Here is a 20,894-nt window from a genome sequence, read left to right on the forward strand (position 1 = left end):
GAGATGCCGCCACGAAACGTTCTATCAGGTTGGTTGACCTGAGACGTCCATGCTCTCCGTAAGCCCCGCGCTGGTTGCGCGTTCAACCTTGTCCAGGCAGCGGCGAGTGCGTGGACACTACGCGGCGAGCGCGCCTCCCCCGGAACTGCTAGAGGATTGATTCGAGCGCGCGTCGCCAGATCAAACACGGCGGCAAAACAGCTTCTTACTTCGACGCCACCAGCACCCACAAACGGGCGAGGTCGGCCGAGCCGTCTGTGCCCTTCACGGTACGGAAAGTCTGCAACGCCCGCGCTTTATCGCCCGCGACGTAGTACGCCACGCCGAGATGCAGTTGCGCCTGATCCGGGTGGTCGAGACCGCCCTTCGCGATTGCTGCTTCCATCGCGGCCAGACCTTGCTTGGCCTGCCCCGCGAATACCTGGTTGAAGCCGACATTCACTGGCGAGACCGGGTTGGCCGGGTCGGCGGGCGCTTGCGCGCGTTTCGCCGCGAGTGCCTGCAGGCGCTTCTCGCGATCCGCCTGCGCGTCATGTCCCAGCACGCCGGACGTAAAGCCCTGGTCGATCACCTGCTTGCCTTCGGCGGTTGTGCCCGCAACGATGGCGAGTTGGGTCATCTCCATGTAGTCGTCCGCGGTGGACAACGAACCGGTGGCGCGACGCAGGCGATACGTGTCGATATCGAGCGCCGACGAATAGCCGGGCTTATTGCGAATCGCCGCGAACATGTCATCCCAGTACGACTGCTTCGGATGATAGGCAACCAGCTTTTCCAGCGCACCGCGGTAGGTCGTGTCGTCCTTCACACGCTGCGCACAGGTGCCGAGCAGTTGCAGTTGCGACTCGTCCGGTGCGTGACCGGCACGCGCCTGTGCGTCGATGCCCGGCTTCAGCAAACTGACCACGCTCGTGCAATCGTTCGACAGGTAGTAGGACTGAACCAGCAGGACGCGCATGTCGGGATCGCCGCCACCCGCTTTCAGATAACGCTGTGCGACCTTCGCCGCTTGCGCGTAGTTCTTCTGCTGGAAATAGATGCCTGCAAGCGCCGCGGTCGTACGTTGCTCGTCCGCACCGCTCAATTTGCCTGAGCTGAGCAAGGTTTCGTACGATTGCGCGGCGACACCGTTTTCTCCGGCGGCCGCCGCGGCCGCACCACGCATCTCTTCGATCATGGTGCTTTCATACGGCGTCTTGCCAGGCACCGCGGCCGCCTGATCGATCTTCGTCAACGCGTCCTTGTACTTGTGCGCACGATACAGATCCTGCGCGGCGTTCAGCGGCTTCGCCACATCCGGCCGCAAGGTGTCCGCCGCATGAGCGGCGAGCGGCAGCATCGTGAGCGCGGACAGTCCGCCGACAGCGGCCGCAATCACAGCGCGCTTGAACCGTTGATGGATCGTTAGCATTGCCCTTTCCTATTGCATGTACTGCTCATTGCCGATCAGGCCGATTTTCGTCGCGCCCAGTCGCTGTGCGGACGCCATCACGGCCGCGACATCCTTGTACGGCACCAGCTTGTTGGGCCGCAAATGAATTTCCGCCTGCACCGGTTCTGCCGCGACCTGAGCGAGACGCGATTCGAGCGCGGCGCGGTCCGGCACCGGTTGACCGTTCCAGGTCGTGGTGCCGTCGAAATCGATATCGATCTGCACGACTTCCGGCTGCGTGATCGGCGGCGGCGGGTTGCCGACCGGCAGATTCATCTTGATCGCGTGCGTCTGGATCGGGATCGTGATGATCAGCATGATCAGCAGCACCAGCATCACGTCGATCAGCGGCGTGGTGTTGATGTCGACCATCACATCCGGTTCGCTGCCGCTGCCCGACGATACGTTCATTCCCATTGTCGACTCCTGTCGACCGGACTCGGCGCTTCAGCGCTTAGTCCGGTCCCATACAAACCTAGCCGCCGCGCGCCGGCGGCTCCGTGATAAACGAAACCTTGGCGATACCGGCGCGTTCGCACTCGGTGATCACGCGGCCGATGAATTCGTAGCGCGTCAACTGATCGCCACGAACATGCACTTCCGGCTGCGGTGTTTGCACCGACACGGTCTTCAGTCGTGCCAGCAGCGTCGGCGCATCGACCTGCTTCTCGTTCCAGAAGAAGTCGCCATCCTTGTTGACCGCGATGACGATGCTCTTCGGCGTGGTCTGCAGCGGTTGGATCGTCTCCTTCGGCAACTGCACCGGCACCGTGTGCGTGACCACCGGAATCGTGATCAGAAAGATGATCAGCAGAACCAGCATCACGTCGACGAGCGGCGTAGTGTTGATACTGGAGATGACCTCGTCGTTGTCGTCCTGCCCGACGCTCATTGCCATGACGGACTCCGCTTATTGGGCCAGCGAGGCTTCACGCGCCGTGGCGCGCGCCGAGCGGCGGCTGCCGGCCAGCAGGACGGTGTGCAGTTGTGCGCCGAATCCACGCACACGCTCCATCACCGACTTGTTGCGGCGAACCAGGAAGTTGTAGCCGAGCACGGCGGGCACGGCGACCGCCAGACCGATCGCGGTCATGATCAGCGCTTCACCCACCGGGCCCGCGACCTTGTCGATCGATGCCTGGCCGGCAATACCGATCGCCGTCAGCGCGTGATAAATCCCCCACACCGTACCGAACAGACCGACGAACGGAGCCGTCGAGCCGACCGTACCGAGGAACGCCAGGCCGTCTTGCAGACGATTCGACACATTGGTGATCGCACGTTCGACAGAGTTATCGATCCACGTGTTGCGGTCAACGGCTTCGAGCAGCGCTTCGTCGTGATGCTCGCCGGCTTCGATCGCGGTTTCGGCGATGAAACGGAACGGCGACGCTTCGTCGAGCAGCTTCGCGCCTTCAGCCAGCGACGGTGCGGTCCACAGTTGTTCGTCGGCGCTCTTCGCACGGCGGTTCGCACGGAACTGCTCGAAGAACTTGGTGATCATGATGTACCAGCTACCCATCGACATCAGCACCAGCAGGATCAGCACGAAGCGTGCGACGAAGTCGCCGTTCTTCCACAATGCGCCGAGGCCGTACGGGTTGTTGACGGTTTCGGACGCAGCGGGTTGCGGCGGCGGCACGGCGTCGTCAGCGGCCGAGGCCGTTTGCGGCGTAGCGGTGGCGGCGGCCGAGGCCGGTGCGGCGGCTGCCGACGCGGTGGCGTCGCTAGCCTGTGCATTAGCCATATGCGGTGCTACAAAGGTATCCACCGTGGTTACGGCGAACAACAGGGTTGCCGCCAATGCGGCGAGAGTACGCTTCTTCATGCCTGCTCCATGTTCATTAGTACAACTTCTAAACCAAGACTGACAAATCGCTACCGGTACCGAACAGCCTGTGCACTCAGTTCAGGTTAAACGAGAACGGAACTTGCACACGGACAGCCTGGCCTTGGGAAACGCACGTGAACTGCTTGACCGCGTTGAACGCAGCGCGATCCAGTGAAGAATCTTCCGACGACTTGGCAACACGCTCATTCGTGATATGGCCTTGCGGGTCGACCACGAACTCGATCAGCACATCACCCGTGACGTTGTTTTCCTGCGCCTCTTTCGGGTAATGAATCGACGAGCGAATCTGATCCGAATTCGGGCACACCACGCCAACTTCAGTGCTGACCGGCTTGGTCGGCGCGGGCGGCGCAACCACCGGCGCTGCCACAGCCGGCGCCGACACGACCGGTGCGGACTGGTGCGTGATGGTCTGCTGCGGCGGCGTCTGCACCTGCACTTCCGGCGGCGGCACGAACGGCGGCGGCGGCGGCGCGAATTTCGGCGGCGGCAACTCCACGGTCGGCAACGGCGGCGGCGGCGGCGGTTTCACCGGCTCGATGATCTTCGTTTCAATGGGATGCTGGATGACCTGCACGACCTTGGTGGCAAGGCCGTTGACGAGTGCATAAATCAGCACGACGTGCAGGAGCAGAACGGCTGCGATACCGCCATAGCGGCGTACTGGGGTTTGCTGCTTGCGCCCGAACTCGCGGGGTCGTCCTGGCCTCTGCATCCGGGCCGCTGCTGCCGGAAATTGTCCTTCAACTTTCGTACCCACCTTTACTCCTCCGGCGTGAACCGTCCATTTCTGTAACTGCAGTGCGCTTATAACGCCCCGAAGAAATTGCCTCCGGGGAACTGCAAACAACTTCCACTTCAGCCGAGCCCGTTGATCGGGCAGTGGTTTGTTTTGCAGTGCAAAACGACTGCCGTGCTTTCCAGCTCCGATTCGACGACACGTGCAGCTATGAGAAACAGCCGCAACAAGTCCCGCGACACTGATCGCTTAGTCTAAGTAGAACTACTAATAGATTAATTTCGTCTCGCGGATTTCTCTTTCGCATCCAACGCCGGTGACGAATTGGGCAGGGTTCGCGGTAGTGCCTGGAACTTTTTGCGCAAACGTCACATGCGTTTCATGGGAGGCAACGATAGCAGGACAAAAAATGCGCGGTCAAACTTTTTTTGATGGGAGCATACTAAGTTTAGAGAGAAGCCTCTAACTAATGCCGTATTCGCGACGCTTTAAAAGAATAAGCGTATGTCGAACAGATGCCGAATCGCTTGTCGCGACCCAACATTGAGGATGCCGCCGCTCACGCGGGGCGCATCAACGGACACTTGAGCGGTTCACGGAGCCAGTTCGCAGCAAGGCGAAAACGCCTTCCAGGCGGGCTTTCCGCGGTGGCTGCAGGACAGCCGAAGCGGATTGGGAACAGCAGGGTCAACGTGATGATCGGCGCCGGAACGAGACCGCGGCCGAAGGCGAGAAGATAGCAGAAGGAAAAGCGTGTTTGAAAAAACTTTTTAGCGGTATTTACGACACTCTAAATGCGCATCTCGCTGACGTCTTTTGGTTTATTACAAATACACTCTATTAAATTACATATAGCTAACAGTCGAAATAATGGTACGCAGTTAATGCCCGTGGGTTGCAACTATTAATATCAGACGGGTTGCGACCATTAATATCCGCTGGTTGCAACTATTGCTACCAACACCACACATGGCGTCTCAGACAGGTTGACACCGCGACATCAGACGCACGGGTCTGCCTGTCGAACCAGGGCGGCGCAACGACCCATTACGTCGCCCTGCTGCCCCACCCCCTCAACCGTTCGTCCCTTCGCCGGCCGCGATCGCCGTACTGTGCTGCGTCCGGGCAAGCACAGGCCGCAAGGCCACGCCCGTGTGGCTGGCCGCGACCCGCACAAGCCCTTCGGGATCCGTGGCAGCGACCATGCTGCCGCCGCCCACGCCGCCTTCCGGACCCAGGTCGATGATCCAGTCGGCCTCCGCGATCACGTCCAGATCGTGCTCGATGACCACAACGCTATGCCCGCCGTCCGCGAGACGGTGCAGCACGCGGATCAGCTTCGCGACGTCGGCCATATGCAGGCCGACCGTCGGTTCGTCCAGCACGTACAGCGTGTGCGGCGGCTTCTGACCGCGCCGTGTGATGTCGTCGCGCACCTTGCTCAACTCGGTCACGAGTTTGATCCGCTGCGCTTCCCCGCCCGACAACGTGGGCGACGGCTGACCGAGCGTCAGATACCCCAGCCCAACGTCTTTCATCAATTGCAACGGATGCGCGATGTTCGAGATCGGCGCGAAGAACTCGACGGCCTCGTCGATTTCCATGGTCAGCACGTCGCCGATATTCTTGCCGCGCCACGTGACCGCGAGCGTCTCGGGATTGAAGCGCTGCCCGTGGCACACGTCGCAACCCACCTTCACGTCGGGCAGAAAACTCATGCCGATGGTGCGCACGCCCTGCCCCTCGCAAGCGGGACAACGCCCTTCGCCGGTATTGAACGAGAAGCGCGACGCCGTGTAGCCACGCGCACGCGCTTCGAGCGTACCCGCGAACAGCTTGCGAATCGCGTCCCATACGCCGATGTACGTGGCCGGACACGAACGCGGCGTCTTGCCGATCGGCGTTTGATCGACCTCGAGCACACGGTCGATCGTCTCCCACCCGGTGATCGAATCGCAGCCTTGCCACGCATGCGTAACGTCCAACGGCGCACGCGGCGCCGAGCGCGCCAGCACGCTCGAACGACGGTTCGCCGCCGGTTTCTCCTGCGCCGCCGCGCGTGCCCGCCGCGTGGCCGGCGACGACAGCACCGAGCGCCCGACCGCATCCAGCAGATTGGTCATCAGCACGTCGCGGGCGAGCGTGGACTTGCCTGAGCCGCTGACGCCAGTCACCGCGACCAGCCGCGACAGCGGAATGCCCACGGTGACATTGCGCAAATTGTGCAGCTTCGCACCGTGCACGGTCAGCCAGTTCTCCGGCACCGCGGGCGCGCGCTTACTCGCCGCCGTCACTGCGCGACGCGGCTGCAACGGATGCACGATCGGATTGGCGAGAAACTGCCCGGTCAGCGAATCCGGCTGCGCGGACAGATCGCTCACACTCCCCTGCGCGACCAGCGTACCGCCACGTTTCCCAGCACCCGGTCCAATATCGATGATGTGATCGGCACGCCGAATCGTATCTTCGTCATGCTCGACGACCACCAGCGTATTGCCTTTATCGCCGAGCTTACGCAGCGCGTTCAGCAAGATCTGGTTATCGCGCGGATGCAAACCGATGGTGGGCTCATCCAGCACGTAACACACGCCCTGCAGATTGCTGCCCAGTTGCGCAGCCAGCCGGATACGTTGCGCCTCACCGCCCGACAGGCTCGGCGCCGCGCGATCCAGACTCAGATAACCGAGCCCGACTTCTTCGAGAAACTGCAGACGGCTGCCGATTTCGCTAATCACGTCGCGAGCGATTTCCGCGTCGCGCCCGCTCATTTCCAGCGTATCGATCCACGCGCGCGTATCGGACACGGTCCATTGCGCGACGTCGACGATCGCTTGCGCGTTGAACGTCACCGCGCGCGCGGTCGGGTTCAAACGCGTGCCGTGGCAATCGTGACAAGGTTCGTCGACGAGGCCTTCCGGTTCCTGCTCTTCCGACGGCAAGCTCTGCTCGCGACCGCGATTGTCGTCGGCGACGATCGTGTCGTCGTACGCGGCGCGCTGTTCGCGCGTGAGTTCCAGGCCCGTGCCGACGCAGGTGGTACACCAGCCATGCTTGCTGTTATACGAGAACATGCGCGGATCGAGTTCCGGATAACTGGTGCCGCACACTGGACACGCACGTTTGGTGGACAGCACCTTCACCGCGCCCAGCTTCGCGGTAGGCATGCCGCCGCTAATCGCGGCGTGCAGACCGTCGAGCGGGGTCAGCAGATGCATCACGCCTTTGCCGATTTCCAGCGTCTGGTGGAGCGCCTCGCGCAAGTCGGCTTCATGATCCGCCGACACGATCAAATCGGTCACCGGCAGTTCGATGGTGTGTTCGCGGAAACGGTCGAGCTTCGGCCATGGGTCCACCGGCACGAATTCGCCATCCACGCGCAGATGCGTATTGCCGCGCGCCTTCGCCCATTTCGCGAGATCCGTATAGACGCCCTTGCGGTTCACCACCAGCGGCGCGAGGAATCCGACATGCTGGCCCTTGTGATCGCGCAGCAACTGCGCCGCGATCGATTCGACGCTTTGCGACGTGACCGGCGTGCCGTCGTGAATGCAATGCTGCAAACCGAGCTTCACATACAGCAGACGCAGGAAGTGCCATACCTCGGAGGTCGTCGCGACGGTGCTCTTACGGCCGCCGCGCGAGAGCCGCTGTTCGATCGCGACGGTCGGCGGAATGCCGTACACCGCGTCGACCTCGGGCCGCCCGGCCGGTTGCACGATAGAGCGCGCATACGCATTCAGCGACTCGAGATAACGGCGCTGCCCTTCGTGGAACAGAATGTCGAACGCGAGCGTGGATTTGCCCGAACCGGACACGCCGGTAATCACGTTGAACTTGCCGTGCGGAATGTCCACGTCCAGCGCTTTCAGGTTGTGCTCGCGCGCATTGACGATCCGCACTACGTCTTCGCCTTCGATCGCCCGCCGCGCGCGCGCCGCGCTCAATGCCTTTTGCAACGGAATGCCTTGCGACGCCGGTTCGGCCGCCGCATCCATGGCGCGATCGTATTGCAGCAGCGCTACGCCGGTATGCGATTCCGCGCACTGCTTGACCTCTTCCGGCGTGCCCGCGCACAGCACGCGGCCACCGCCGTCGCCGCCTTCGGGGCCGAGATCGATCAGCCAGTCGGCCGCGCGAATCACGTCGAGATTGTGTTCGATCACGATCAACGAATGGCCGCTCGCGAGCAGCTTGCCGAACGCCTGCATCAGCTTGGCGATGTCGTCGAAATGCAGGCCGGTGGTCGGTTCGTCGAACATGAACAGACGTTTCGCGACCGGCTTGTTCGCGCTGCGCGCGGTGCTCGCCTGCGCCGATTCCGCGAGGAAACCGGCCAGCTTGAGCCGCTGCGCTTCACCGCCGGATAAGGTGGGCACCGGCTGACCGAGCTTCACGTATTCAAGGCCGACGTCGACGATAGGCTGCAGCACGCGCAGCACTTCGGCGTCTTTCGCGAAATAAGCCGTGGCTTCGCTGACGGTCAATTCGAGCACGTCGGCAATGCTCAACGCACGCGCCGGTTCGCCACGCTCGATCTTCACTTCGAGCAGCTCGGCGCGATAACGGCGCCCGTCGCAATCCGGACAACGCAGGTACACGTCGCTCAGGAACTGCATTTCAATGTGCTCGAAACCCGAGCCGCCGCAGGTCGGGCAGCGCCCGTCACCGGAATTGAAGCTGAACATGCCCGGGCCGTAGCCGCGCTGCTGCGCGAGCGGCGCCTTCGAGAACAGCTTGCGGATTTCGTCGAACGCGCCGACGTAACTGGCCGGATTCGAGCGCGCCGTCTTGCCGATCGGCGACTGGTCGACGAACACGACATCGGTGACCTGGTCGGCGCCGGTCAGGCTACGGAATGCGCCGGGCGATTCCGTGGCCTGACCGAAGTGCCGCGCCATGGCCGGATACAGCACGTCTTGCAGCAGCGTGGATTTGCCGGAACCCGACACACCCGTCACGCAGACGAGCCGCTGCAAGGGGATGTCTACCGTGACGTCACGCAGATTGTGTTCAGTCGCGCCTTCCAGCACGATGCGCGGCGTTTTGGCATCCACCGGACGCTGCGACCAGTGCGCCGCGTCCGCCACATGCCGGCGGCCGCTGAGGTATTCGCCGGTCAACGTGCCGGACGAACGGATCGCCTCGGGCACGCCGTCGTAAATGATCGAGCCGCCGCGTTCGCCAGGCCCTGGGCCCATGTCGATCAGCCGGTCGGCCGCGAGCATCACGGACGGATCGTGTTCGACCACCACCAGCGTATTGCCTGCGTCGCGCAGGCGATGCATCGCCTCGACGATGCGGTTCAGGTCGCGCGGATGCAGGCCGATGCTCGGCTCGTCGAGCACGAACAGCGTCTTGGTCAGCGACGTGCCGAGCGCCGTGGTCAGGTTGATCCGCTGCACCTCGCCGCCCGACAGCGTGCGGCTTTGCCGGTCGAGCGTCAGATAACCGAGGCCGACGTCGCACAGATATTTGAGGCGCGTGCGCACCTCGGCGAGCAGCAGCTTGAGCGCGTCGTCGAGCAGCGCGCTCGGCAGGCTGATTTCGTCGAAGAAACGCCGGATGCGCTCGATCGGCAGCAACATCAGATCGTGCACGGTCAGACCCGGCAACGCCTCGAGTTGCGGACGGGTCCACTCCACGCCGCGCGGCATGAAGCGCTTGCCTTCCGGCAGCACCTGGTCCGCATTCGCCTTACTGCCGAGACGCCACAACAGCGATTCCGTTTTCAGGCGCGCGCCGCCGCAGGTTTCGCACGGCGTGTAGCTGCGGTACTTCGACAGCAGCACGCGGATATGCATCTTGTACGCCTTCGATTCGAGATACTCGAAGAAGCGTTTGACGCCGTACCAATGGGTTTGCCACGTGCCGTTCCAGTCCGGCGAACCGTTGATGACCCAGTCGCGCTCGTCGTCCGTCAGCTCGCCCCACGGCGTGCCGCGACGGATGCCGGCTTTCGCCGCGTAGCGCATCAGATCGTCCTGGCACTCCTTCCACGCGGGCGTTTGCATCGGCTTGATCGCGCCTTCGCTCAACGTCTTGCGCGCGTCCGGAATCACGAGCCCGAGATCGACGCCGATCACGCGGCCGAACCCGCGGCAGACTTCGCACGCGCCGTAAGCCGAGTTGAACGAGAACAGCGCCGGCTGCGGATCGGCATAGCGCAGATCGCTTTCCGGACTATGTAAACCGGTGGAGAAACGCCAGATCACCGGTTCGGCCGCTTCGCTCACCGGCCCTTCCGGCGACCCCGGCAGCACGTAAATATTCACGCGCCCGCCGCCGCGCTTGAGCGACGCCTCGATCGCCTCGACCACCCGCTGTTTATCGACCGAACTCAGCCGGAAGCGGTCGGCCACCACGTCGAGCAGCTTGCGCCTGCCGGTGGGCGAATCCACCTCGCGCTGCGCCTGAACGCGCGTATAGCCGCTCGCCGACAGCCATTGCTCCACTTCCTGCTCAGAGGCGGACTCGGGCAATTCCACCGGGAACGTGACCACGAGACGCGGTTCGGCGCCGTGCTGCGCGGTGCGTTCGAGCAGTTCGGCGTAAATGGTTTCCGGCGTGTCGTGACGCACCTGCAACGACGTCTGACGGTCGAACAGTTCGGCCGCGCGCGCATACAGCAGCTTCAGGTGGTCGTTGAGCTCCGTCATGGTGCCGACCGTGGAGCGCGAGCTGCGCACCGGATTGGTCTGGTCGATCGCGATGGCGGGCGGCACGCCGTCCACCCGGTCGACCTGCGGCCGGTCCATGCGGTCGAGGAACTGCCGCGCGTAAGCGCTGAAGGTTTCGACGTAGCGCCGCTGCCCTTCCGCGTACAGCGTGTCGAACACGAGGCTCGACTTGCCGGAACCGGACGGGCCGGTGACGACCGTCATTTCGCCGGTTCGGACGTCGAGATCGACGTTCTTGAGGTTGTGCTGACGCGCGCCGCGAATCTGGATGATGCCGTTAGATGCCAATTTTTCGACCGTTTGAAGGAGTGGGCCACCTCTCACGGACGCCTCGCGACCGCGCAAGTTCGGTGCAGTTGGGCCGGCGGGGACACACGCCGAAGCCCGGGTTGCAACGGGATACTATACTGTATATTTATACAGTTTTCTATGACACGAGCAAGCCGACCAACCGGTCAGCAAGCGTTGTGCCGTCGTTAAACATGTATCGGGGAAGCGCCGGAACCGGCGTGGGATCAAACAGGATGGAGAAACAGAACCGCGCCGGTGCGCGATAACGCGCCGACGCGGCCGGCCTAGCTAAACACACCTTCCACGCGAGTGCGGACCCGCGTGCGTGCGCCACGCACGCGCTTCGCGTCCCGTGCGGCGGCTTGCGGCGCAGTGGACTCCGACGTGAGCGCCGCCGGTGCGCCAACCTCCGGCGCGATCACCTCAACCGCGCTTTCCAGCGCCCCGCTCGCGCCTAGCGCGTAAGCCACGCAGCGGCGAGCGAGCACGTCGGTCGGATCGACGAAGCGCACCGTCTGCCCACCTGCGCCAGCGCCCGCGCCGCTCGGCGCGGTATCACGCATCAGCAGCGGCAACTCCGTACACCCAAGCACGATCACCTGCACGCCCTGAGCGACCAGATCGTCGATCGCCGCGGCAAGATCCTCGCAACACTCGCCGGACCTGGAGCCCGCCTTTGCGCCGTTCGGCCCGTAGATCGCGTTCATCAGCCGCGTCTGCGCGGGTGCGCGCGGCGCGATCTGCACGAAGCCGCTCGCTTCGAGCGCGCTTTCGTAGACGCCGCTGGCGAGCGTGCCCGTGGTGGCCAGCACGCCGATCTCACGCACGTCGGGAAACGCATCGCGCAGATAATCGGCGGTACAGGTCAGCATATTCACGATCGGAATGGTCAGCGACGGCTGGATCTGTTCGACGAACGCATGTGCCGTATTGCACGGAATCGCGATCAGATCCGCGCCGCCCTCTTCGAGTGTCTTGCAGGCGGCGTAGAGCGCGAGCGTCGGATCGGTGCCACGGCCGAGCAGCGCGTCGGTGCGATCCGGAATCTGTGGATTCTGTTCGACCATGATCTTGATGTGATCCTGATCGCGCGTGGCGGGCGTGTTGCGCACCAGCTTGCTCATGAAATCGACGGTAGCCGCCGGGCCGACGCCGCCCAGCACGCCCACCTTGAAGCGCCGCTCCGGCTGCGTAAATTGCGCCGCGGCAACGTAGCGCGCGTAGACCAGATTGGCATCGACGAGCGGCACCGGCCGCGTGTCGAGCGCGCGCGCCACCAGCGCGATTTCCGCGAGACCAGGCACGATGATTTCGGCGCCTTGCGCGACGAGGTCCGCGCAAGCGGCACGCAGCAACTCGATCGGCCGACCGTAGAAGTGACCGCTGCGGATGCCCGCGTCGCCGTACACCGCGCTGGTCACGCAATCGACGCCCGCTTCGTTGAGCGGATGCAGCACGTCGAAGCGAGCGGCTTCGAAATAGCGTTCAAAGAGTCCGTTGTCGCGGATCGCGTCGGAGGTCAGCACGCCGATCCGGCGCACCGACGGAAACGCCTGGCGCACGTGCGCCGACAGCGCGCTCATGATGTTCGCAACCGGTAGCGCGATGTTCGCCGACAATTCGTCGATAAAGGTGTGGCTGAGAAAGCACGGCAGAACGATCGCATCGACGCCGCGTTTTTCGAATGCGCGCAGCGTGTCGAACACGTGAATCTTGAAGGTGGCGTTCGCCGCGCTCTGCGAAGCTGGACCTTGCCAGCTCCGCTCTTCAAGCACGAGATCGAACGGCTTCATCGCGCCGGGCCGGCGCCAGGCCGCGCTCATCCGGCACAAGACGTCGGCGCTGGCGAGTTGCGCCGCGCCGGTCACAACGCCCAGCGAACGATAGCGATTCATGATGACCTTCCCCTGTCATTTTTTTTCGTCCGCCTAAATGGCGGCCGAGTTCTGCGCGCTTGAGGATGACATTATGTCGCGCGAGTATGACGTGGGGTTAACCACGAAAAACAATTTCCGTCTGTTTTCAGACCGGCGCAGCAACGCGCCGGCGCGTCGTTTACGCTGCTTCGACGGCCGCCTGCGTCGTGCCCTGCTTGCGGCGTTCCAGCGTGCCGATGCACACCAGCGAAATCCCGGCCAGCACGCTGTAGAACACGGCCAGCGGCCACCAGGCGCCCGGATAGCGATGCGCGAGCACGGTGCCGATCAGCGGCGTCAAGCCGCCGGCCAATGCCGCGCACACCTGGTACGACAGCGAGATCGCTGAATACCTCACGCGCACCGGGAACGCGGTCGACATGAAGCCGGCCATCACCGCATACGAACTCGACATGCACATTACCGCCAGCGCGATGCCGATCACGATCGCCAGCGGCCGGCCGGTCGAGACCAGCGCGAACATCGGATACGGCGACAGCATCGCCAGCGCCGCCGCGCCTTTCAGGAACCGTCCGGTGCCGATGCGTTGCGCGAACCAGCCCGAACCTAGTTGCGTGAACAACTGGATGAACGCGACCACGAACAGACAATCGAGAATCAGCGAGCGATCGAGGCCGAGCGTCTGCGTCGTGTAATTGAGCATGAAGGTGTTGACGAACCACGCGCCGGCCACGCCGATCACGTTCGCGCCGAGACACAGCAACAGCGTGCGCCACGCGTCGCGCACCACTTCGGCGACCGGCAGCGCGGCGACCCGGCGCTGTGCCTTGAGCGCCTTGAATTCCGGCGATTCGTCGACGCCCACGCGAATCAGCAGACCGACCACCAGCAGCAGCGCGCTGGCGAGAAACGGCAGGCGCCAGCCCCAGCTGAGAAACGCGTCCTTATCCATCGACGCCACCGCGCGAAACGCGATCAGCGACAGGATCAAACCCGCCGGACTGCCGAGCTGCGCGAACGACGCGAAGAAAGTCCGCTTACCCTGCGGCGCATGTTCACTCGCCATCAATACCGCGCCGCCCCACTCGCCGCCAATCGCGATGCCCTGCGCGACGCGCAGCAGCACCAGCAACACCGGCGCCCACACACCGGCGCTCGCGTAAGTCGGCAGAAAGCCGATGCCGACCGTGCCAACGCCCATGATCGCGAGCGTGGCCACCAGCGCTTTCTTGCGGCCGATGCGGTCGCCGAGATGGCCGAACACCAGGCCGCCGAACGGTCGCGCGAAAAAGCCGACCGCGAAGGTGCCGAACGACGCCAGCGTCGCGAAGAACGGATCGCTGCCGGGAAAGAACAGCTTGCCGAAGATCAGCGCGGAGGCCGTGGCGTAGATGTAGAAGTCGTACCACTCGATGGTGGTGCCCACGAAAGCCGCCGCTGCGGCGCGCGTGGGTTGCCGGGCTGCGGCGTGGTCGTCTGGCTCGCGATTCATGGGTTTGTCTCCAAGGTCGTTCTTCTGGATGACGCGGCTTCTGTGAGCCGTCGTCGGGGGAACTGCGGTGGCTAGCCGGGTGGGCTCACGTTGAGCGCGGCGGGTTCGGGCAGGTCAGGCTCGGGAGCGTCACTTTCGTGCTTGCGGGCTTCGAGCACACCGCCTTCGGGCTCATGGCCCTTCGGCATCTCGCCGCGCAACACACCAGCCTCGAACAATCTCTGCTGCGTAGCTGCGTCGATCCCCAACCCGTCCAGCACCGCGCGCGTGTCGCCGCCGAGCGCCGGTGGCGCGCTGCGATACGTGGCCGGCGTGCGCGACAGCTTGATCGGCGACGCCGTGCCGCGATAGTCGCCCAACTCGACCACCATCCCGCGATGCAGCGTATGCGGATGGCGCGCGACCACGTCGACGGTTTGCACCGGACCGCAGGGCACGCCCGCGTTGATCAGCGCCTGCGCGAGCGGCTCGCAGTCGTGTCCGGCGAGCAGGTTTTCGAGCGCCGCCTTCAAGGGCTCGCGATGCGCGCAGCGGCTACGGTTGTCGACATAGCGCGGATCGTCGGCGAGTTCGGGCGCGCCGAGATGCGCGCATAGTCGCGCGAACTGCCGGTCGTTGCCGACCGCCAGAAAGATCGGCGCGCTCGCGGTGCGATAGCTGTCGTATGGCGTGATGTTGGGATGTGCGTTGCCGCTGCGCTGCGGCGTGCGGCCAGAGCCGAAATAGTTCGGCAGATGCGGATGCAGCAGCGACACGCCGCAGTCGTACAACGCGATATCGATCGACTGGCCGCGTCCGCTGGTCGTGCGTTCGGCGAGCGCGAGCAGAATGCCCGCGAGCGCATTCAGGCCCGTGACCATGTCGACGACCGGCAGGCCGACGCGCGTGGCCGGTCCGTCAAGTTCGCCGTTCACGCTCATCAGGCCGGTCATCGCCTGGATGGCGGCGTCGTAGCCGGGTAAGCCGCCGAGTGGACCATCGGGGCCGAAGCCCGAGACCGCGCAGTGAATCAGTGTTGGAAAACGCTCGCGCAGGTCGCGTTCGTAGTCCATGCCCCAGCGCGCGAGTGTGCCGGGTTTGAAGTTTTCGACCAGCACGTCGGCGTCTTCCAGCAGCTTCCACAGGATCGCGCGGCCTTCGTCGCGTGACAGGTCGACGGCAATGCCCTGCTTGTTGCGGTTGACGCCCGCGAAATACCACGCGGTGTCACCGTAGAACGGCGGGCCCCAGCCGCGGGTTTCGTCGCCGTCGGGGGGTTCGAGTTTGATCACCTGGGCGCCGTGATCGGCTAGCGCTTGCGTGCAGTACGGGCCACCGAGTACGCGGCTCAAGTCGATGACCTTGATGCCTTGCAGGGCGCCCTGGGTGCGTGGCGTGCTTTGTGCGCTCTTTGTACTACTGGACGCCGTCATCACGCGCGCCCTTCCGGCAACACCTGCAGCGCCTGTTCGAGCGTCACGTTGCGGCCGTTCACCAACGCATCGATCACGCCGGGTTCATCGGCTGAACTCCGCGGATTCAGCGGATCGGTGGGCAACAACTTATGCCGCACCACCAGATGACTCAGCGCAAGACGCCGGTAATCCGGCGCGAGCCGCACGCCTTCGCACGCCATCAACACCGCGGTGCTCGCGTGATACAACGCCGTGCCCGCCTGCCGGACCCATTCGTCGCGGCCGGCTTCCGCGACGCTCGCCAACGCATCGCAGGCGCGCGTCAGCGTGGCGCGCAGCAACGCGAGACTCGTCGCCGGCAAACCCGCCGAGCCGAGCCGATCCAGCAGATACGCGCGCAACGGTTCCAGTGCGCCGTCGCGTTTCGCCGCGCGCGCGATGTCGAGCGCGACGATATTGCTGGTGCCCTCCCAGATCGAGCCGAGATGCGCGTCGCGCACGAGCCGTGCGTCGCTCCATTCTTCGATGTAACCGGTGCCGCCGCGCACCTCCATGGCGTCGCCGGTCACGCGGCGCGCGTCACGGCAGGCGCGGAATTTGATCAAGGGCGTGAGAATGCGCACGCATTTCGCCGCCTGATGGTCGCCGGCATCGGCCTGGTCGAGCAGCAGCGCGATCTGCATGAACATCGAGCGCGCCTGTTCGGCGGGCAGCATCATCTTGAGCAATTGACGCTGCATCAGCGGCATATCGATCAGCTTGCGGCCGAACGCTTCGCGATGACGCGCGATATGCAGCGCTTCCGTCACGGCACGCCGCATCAAGCCGGCCGCGCGCACGCCGTTCGACAGACGCGACATGTTGATCATGTCGGCCATCTGATGAAAACCGCGCCCTACTTCGCCGATCAGATACGCGGTGGCGCCTTCCAGCACGATCTCGCCGCTCGCCATCGAACGGCTGCCGAGCTTGTCCTTCAACCGCACGATCCGGTAGGCGTTGCGCGAGCCGTCCGGCAGCGTCTTCGGCAACAGAAACAGCGCGAGGCCGTTGATGCCAGCCGGCGCGGTATCGGGCCGCGCGAGCACCATCGCGAGATCGGCGTCGGCGTTCGAGCAGAACCATTTATCGCCGTGCAGGCGCCATGTTTGTTCGCCCTGCGCATCCGTTTCCAGCGTAGCGCGCGTCGCGATCCGCGCGACGTCGGAGCCTGCCGCCTGCTCCGTCATGAACATCGCGCCTTGAAACAGCGAGTCGAAATCGCGCGACGCCAATCGCGGTAAAAACCGCGCGACCAGTTCAGGCGCGCCGAATTTGCGCAGCGTGCGCGTGAGCGAATCGGTCATGCTCACCGGACAGCACAGGCCGAATTCCGCCTGCACGAACAGGAAGGTCAGCGCGTATTTGACGAGCGGCGGCGGCGTTTTCTGGCCTTCGCGGGTTGCGTGGCTCAGCGACGCGAGTCCCAGCTCGGCGTACGCCACACGTTCCAGCGCGATGTAATCGGGATGCTTGTCGATACTTTGCAGCGCTTCGCCGCGCCGTGTGCGATGGCGCAATTGCGGCGGGTTTTTGTCGGCGGACAGCGCCCAGATGTCGAGTTCACCGGACGCGCGTTGGCCGAGTTCGACGAGTTGGCTGTCGAGTTCCCGATACAGCGTGTCGCCGAGATGCAGTTTGAGCAGACCCGCGAAATCGGGGTCGCTGGTGAAGAAATTGATGCCCCGGCTATCGGGAATATTGGACGCGCCGGGTGCCGGCTGCGCGGTGATGTCGCTCATGCTTGTCTCGTCTCCATCCAACTTGTAGCCCAGGCCCTGGTTGCGCCTTGTGGAAACAGCATAGAAGCGGCTTCGATAATCGTCTAATACAACTTAGTTCCGGTACGATAGACGCAGCTTATCGATCGGAAAACCGGAGACCGCCATGGACCTGAAGCAATTGCGCTATTTCGTGGCGGTCGCCGAGGAACTGCATTTCGGCCGCGCGGCCAAGCGGCTGTTCATTTCGCAGCCCGCGCTCAGTTTCGACATTCGCAAGTTTGAAGAACAGCTTGGCGTGCAACTGCTCGCGCGCACCAACAAAACGGTGGCGCTGACCAATGCCGGTCAGGTGCTGCTCGGCGAGGCGCGGCGGCTGTTATTGCAGGCGAGCGAGGCGGAGCGCATTACGGTTCGCTCGGCGCATGGGCTCGCGGGCCGCCTCAGAATCGGCTTCGTGAATTCGATGCTGTACCGCGGCATGCCGCAGGCCGTGCGTCGATTCGAAGCCGATTACCCGGGCGTCGAAATCGTGCTGAAAGAGATGAACACGAGCGAACAGGTGCATGCAATCCAGCGGATGCAGATCGACATGGGCTGCGCGCATTGGGGCAATTTCCCGTCCGACGTGACTTCCACGCCGGTATTTTCCGAGCCGTTTCTGATTTGCCTGCCGGCCGATCATCCGTTGGCGAAGCGGCGCAAAGTGGATTTGCAGGCGCTGGCGCAGGAACCGTTCATTCTGTTTCCGCGCACCGTGTCGCCGCATTATCACGATCTGATCATCGCGCAGTGCGTGAGCGCCGGGTTCAGCCCATTGATCCGCCATGAAGCGCGTTTGTGGCAAACCGTCGTGACGATGGTCGGGTTCGGCATGGGCGTCGCGCTGGTGCCGTACACGTTGCGGCAGATCGAAGACCCGCGGGTGTGTTTTCTGCCCTTGAAGGGCGAGACGCTGCTATCGCAAGTCCTGCTGTTGCGCAGAAGCGGCGACGCGGAGCCGGTTGCCGACCGCTTCGTCGACTATCTGCGCGACAGCGGGAGCGAGCCGCGCAAAGCCGCTCAGGCGCCCTCTTCGCGGCGTCCTTCGTAGGCGGTCAGAAGGCGGTGGGCGATCATGTCCACGGCCGGCTTGACGAGCCCGTTCTTGTCGGTCCACACCTTCGGCGTCAAGGTGCCGCTCAGCGCGACGCTGTCCGCATCGCTCAGCGCGAGTAGCGCGGTTTGCACGTCGTCGTCGAACGCGATCACGTTGACGAAAATCGTGTCGCCGTCGTTGGTGGTCGCCCGTACCTTGCACGTCACGAAACGTCTGCCGTTTTGCCCCGTGCGAATCTGCGCTTCGCCATACAAGCGCCCGCCCACCAGTCCATCGATCATTGCCCTGCTCCTGTTATTGCGTGCCCCGACGCGACTGACTTCGGGGCGTGCCGTGCAAAAAGCCGGATTGCCCACAGCACGGTGCGTATGATCCCACGAGACGCCGCAACGCTCGCATAAAAGAACGCGCGGAAAAACGCGCCGCACGCGAATCGTTCGCCGCGCAAAGACCGCTCGCGCGTTCACGCGCCGACGTCCGACGCCTCGAAAATCTCGCGCAGCCACTGCGCGAACACCCGCACCCGCGACGACAACTGACGGTTCTGCGGATACAGCACGGACACCGTCATCGGCGGCGGCGGGAAGTCCGCGAGAATGATCCGCAAGCGCCTCGCCGCCAGTTCATCCGCCACGCGGTATTGCGGCACCTGCACGATGCCGAGCCCGGCAAGCGCCGACCCCGTATAGAGTTCCACGCCGCTCACCGAGACCGCTGACGGCAACACCATCGCCACCTCACGGCCGTCGACGCTGAACTCCAGCGGCACCGGCTTGCCGGTCGCGCTCGACACATAATTGACCGCCCGATGCGTGGACAACGCGGCCGGATCGGCCGGATCGCCATAAGCCGCCAGATACGCGGGGCTCGCGACCGTCACCTGCGGCAGCAGTGCAACGCGCCGCCCGATCATCGACGAATCCTGCAGATTGCCCGCTCGCAGCACGCAATCGATCCCTTCGCGCACCAGATCGACGTAGCGATCGTCCTCGCCGATCATCAGCTCGATATCGGGAAAACGCGCGAGAAACGCCGGCAGCGCCGGCACGATGAAGTAGCGCGCCAGCGTGCCTTGCAGATTCACCCGCAGCAGCCCTTTCGGCGCGAGGTTCGAAAACGAGCCTTCGGCCTCCTCCATATCGGCGATCAGCCGCACGCAGCGGCCGTAATACGCTTCGCCGTCGGGCGTGAGCCGCACCGTGCGCGTGGTGCGCTCCAGCAGCCGCGCGCCGAGCCGCTGCTCCATGCGCTTCATCAGCGTGGTGACGGTGGCGCGCGGAATCTGCAGATCGTCCGCCGCGCGCGTGAAGCTTTGCCGCTCGGCGATCCGCACGAACACGCGCATTTCCTCGAAACGATCCATGCTGGACGCCCTTTGCAGGCGGCTTGCCGCCCATTATTAAAGCAAATGGAATGATGATGCCCAGTCTAGCCGGATTATCTCGGCGAAGAAAGCGCTCATGATGCGTCTCATCCACTCTCCATCCAAAGGGAACGAATCATGAACAGCACGAAAAACGCTCGCGTCGCTATCGTCACCGGCGCCTCGCGCGGCATTGGCGCGGCGGTCGCGCAACGCCTCGCGAACGACGGTTTCGCGATCGTCGTCAATTACGCGTCGAGTTCGACCGAAGCCGACGCGCTCGTCGCCAAACTTGCGGCAGAAGGCGCCAAAGCCATCGCGGTGAAAGCCGACGTATCGAATCCCGACGACGTGCGCCGCCTGTTCGAGAGCACCGAACAGCAATTGGGCAAAGTGGATCTGCTGGTCAACAACGCCGGCGTGTTCAAGCCCATGCCGCTCGCCGACACCACCGACGCCGTGTACGAGCAGACCTTCGACATCAACGTGCGCGGCACCTTCAACACGTTGCGCGAAGCGGCCAAACGCATGAACGACGGCGGTCGCATCGTCAATTTTTCGAGCACGGTGCTCGCGCTGAATCTGCCGGGCTACGCGATCTACACCGCGACCAAGGCGGCGGTCGAAGCGTTCACGCAGATCTTCGCGAAGGAACTGCGCGGCCGTCACATCACCGTCAACGCGGTCGCGCCGGGGCCGGTCGCGACGGCACTGTTCTTCGAAGGCAAGAGCGACGAGCAGATCCAGACCTACGCGAAAATGCCGCCGCTGGAACGCCTCGGCGAGCCGGACGATATCGCAGCGGTGGTCTCGTTCCTCGCGAGTCCGGACGCAGGTTGGGTCAACGGTCAGACGTTGCGCGCCAACGGCGGTTTGGCCTGAGTGAAGTTGCAATGACGCAAGACGCAGCGCGGAAAT

General features: G+C 63.9%; 14 protein-coding genes. 2 read left to right on the top strand and 12 right to left on the bottom strand.

Features of this window, described 5'->3' with window-relative positions; genetic code table 11:
• Positions 1-205: 205 nt before the first annotated feature.
• From GGD40_RS06395 to GGD40_RS06440, 10 genes are all read right to left on the bottom strand, one after another.
• Positions 206-1,411: a tetratricopeptide repeat protein gene (locus GGD40_RS06395; protein ID WP_179743146.1), complete on the bottom strand. Its 1,206-nt coding sequence runs from the start codon at positions 1,409-1,411 to the stop codon at positions 206-208.
• A 9-nt stretch (positions 1,412-1,420) separates the two neighbouring features.
• Positions 1,421-1,849 (bottom strand): ExbD/TolR family protein, encoded by a 429-nt coding sequence (locus GGD40_RS06400; RefSeq protein WP_179705675.1) that lies wholly within the window; start codon positions 1,847-1,849, stop codon positions 1,421-1,423.
• A 58-nt stretch (positions 1,850-1,907) separates the two neighbouring features.
• Complete coding sequence (locus GGD40_RS06405; protein ID WP_035551443.1) at positions 1,908-2,330, bottom strand: ExbD/TolR family protein; 423 nt, start codon at positions 2,328-2,330, stop codon at positions 1,908-1,910.
• A 12-nt stretch (positions 2,331-2,342) separates the two neighbouring features.
• Positions 2,343-3,260 carry a MotA/TolQ/ExbB proton channel family protein gene (locus GGD40_RS06410; protein ID WP_134960345.1) on the bottom strand — a complete coding sequence of 306 codons (918 nt, stop codon included), beginning with the start codon at positions 3,258-3,260 and terminating at the stop codon, positions 2,343-2,345.
• 76 nt (positions 3,261-3,336) lie between these two features.
• Positions 3,337-3,999, bottom strand: coding sequence for an energy transducer TonB (locus tag GGD40_RS06415; RefSeq protein WP_179708786.1), 663 nt, complete (start codon positions 3,997-3,999; stop codon positions 3,337-3,339).
• Positions 4,000-5,096: 1,097 nt separating this feature from the next.
• Entirely contained in the window at positions 5,097-10,988 is a 5,892-nt protein-coding gene (uvrA, locus tag GGD40_RS06420; protein ID WP_179743147.1) for an excinuclease ABC subunit UvrA, read from the bottom strand.
• 287 nt (positions 10,989-11,275) lie between these two features.
• Positions 11,276-12,886, bottom strand: coding sequence for an amino acid racemase (locus tag GGD40_RS06425; protein WP_179743148.1), 1,611 nt, complete (start codon positions 12,884-12,886; stop codon positions 11,276-11,278).
• Between the two features lie 160 nt (positions 12,887-13,046).
• Complete coding sequence (locus GGD40_RS06430) at positions 13,047-14,360, bottom strand: MFS transporter (RefSeq protein ID WP_179743149.1); 1,314 nt, start codon at positions 14,358-14,360, stop codon at positions 13,047-13,049.
• A 71-nt stretch (positions 14,361-14,431) separates the two neighbouring features.
• Entirely contained in the window at positions 14,432-15,772 is a 1,341-nt protein-coding gene (locus GGD40_RS06435; protein ID WP_257030362.1) for a CaiB/BaiF CoA transferase family protein, read from the bottom strand.
• Positions 15,772-17,535: an acyl-CoA dehydrogenase family protein gene (locus tag GGD40_RS06440; RefSeq protein ID WP_179743150.1), complete on the bottom strand. Its 1,764-nt coding sequence runs from the start codon at positions 17,533-17,535 to the stop codon at positions 15,772-15,774. The genes GGD40_RS06435 and GGD40_RS06440 overlap by 1 nt, the downstream gene beginning before the upstream one ends.
• A 145-nt stretch (positions 17,536-17,680) precedes the next feature.
• Between GGD40_RS06440 and GGD40_RS06445 the strand changes: the two genes are divergently transcribed.
• Positions 17,681-18,607 (top strand): LysR family transcriptional regulator, encoded by a 927-nt coding sequence (locus GGD40_RS06445; RefSeq protein WP_179705685.1) that lies wholly within the window; start codon positions 17,681-17,683, stop codon positions 18,605-18,607.
• Here the strand turns inward: GGD40_RS06445 and GGD40_RS06450 are convergent.
• Positions 18,577-18,894: a single-stranded DNA-binding protein gene (locus GGD40_RS06450; RefSeq protein ID WP_035551458.1), complete on the bottom strand. Its 318-nt coding sequence runs from the start codon at positions 18,892-18,894 to the stop codon at positions 18,577-18,579. The two genes, GGD40_RS06445 and GGD40_RS06450, sit on opposite strands and share 31 nt — an antisense overlap.
• Before the next feature lie 182 nt (positions 18,895-19,076).
• Positions 19,077-19,976 (bottom strand): LysR family transcriptional regulator, encoded by a 900-nt coding sequence (locus GGD40_RS06455; protein ID WP_179743151.1) that lies wholly within the window; start codon positions 19,974-19,976, stop codon positions 19,077-19,079.
• A 138-nt stretch (positions 19,977-20,114) separates the two neighbouring features.
• Here GGD40_RS06455 and GGD40_RS06460 point away from each other — a divergent pair, with 138 nt between their 5' ends.
• On the top strand, positions 20,115-20,858 hold the full coding sequence (locus GGD40_RS06460) for an SDR family oxidoreductase (RefSeq protein ID WP_179705691.1): 744 nt from the start codon (positions 20,115-20,117) through the stop codon (positions 20,856-20,858).
• The last annotated feature ends 36 nt before the right edge of the window (positions 20,859-20,894 follow it).

This window comes from Paraburkholderia bryophila, assembly GCF_013409255.1.
Taxonomy (GTDB): domain Bacteria; phylum Pseudomonadota; class Gammaproteobacteria; order Burkholderiales; family Burkholderiaceae; genus Paraburkholderia.

Coding starts and splice junctions, on each gene's coding strand:
- GGD40_RS06395 (WP_179743146.1), bottom strand. CDS start 1,411: ATGCTAACGATCCATCAACGGTTCAAGCGCGCTGTGATTGCGGCCGCT.
- GGD40_RS06400 (WP_179705675.1), bottom strand. CDS start 1,849: ATGGGAATGAACGTATCGTCGGGCAGCGGCAGCGAACCGGATGTGATG.
- GGD40_RS06405 (WP_035551443.1), bottom strand. CDS start 2,330: ATGGCAATGAGCGTCGGGCAGGACGACAACGACGAGGTCATCTCCAGT.
- GGD40_RS06410 (WP_134960345.1), bottom strand. CDS start 3,260: ATGAAGAAGCGTACTCTCGCCGCATTGGCGGCAACCCTGTTGTTCGCC.
- GGD40_RS06415 (WP_179708786.1), bottom strand. CDS start 3,999: ATGCAGAGGCCAGGACGACCCCGCGAGTTCGGGCGCAAGCAGCAAACC.
- GGD40_RS06425 (WP_179743148.1), bottom strand. CDS start 12,886: ATGAATCGCTATCGTTCGCTGGGCGTTGTGACCGGCGCGGCGCAACTC.
- GGD40_RS06430 (WP_179743149.1), bottom strand. CDS start 14,360: ATGAATCGCGAGCCAGACGACCACGCCGCAGCCCGGCAACCCACGCGC.
- GGD40_RS06435 (WP_257030362.1), bottom strand. CDS start 15,772: ATGACGGCGTCCAGTAGTACAAAGAGCGCACAAAGCACGCCACGCACC.
- GGD40_RS06440 (WP_179743150.1), bottom strand. CDS start 17,535: ATGAGCGACATCACCGCGCAGCCGGCACCCGGCGCGTCCAATATTCCC.
- GGD40_RS06445 (WP_179705685.1), top strand. CDS start 17,681: ATGGACCTGAAGCAATTGCGCTATTTCGTGGCGGTCGCCGAGGAACTG.
- GGD40_RS06450 (WP_035551458.1), bottom strand. CDS start 18,894: ATGATCGATGGACTGGTGGGCGGGCGCTTGTATGGCGAAGCGCAGATT.
- GGD40_RS06455 (WP_179743151.1), bottom strand. CDS start 19,976: ATGGATCGTTTCGAGGAAATGCGCGTGTTCGTGCGGATCGCCGAGCGG.
- GGD40_RS06460 (WP_179705691.1), top strand. CDS start 20,115: ATGAACAGCACGAAAAACGCTCGCGTCGCTATCGTCACCGGCGCCTCG.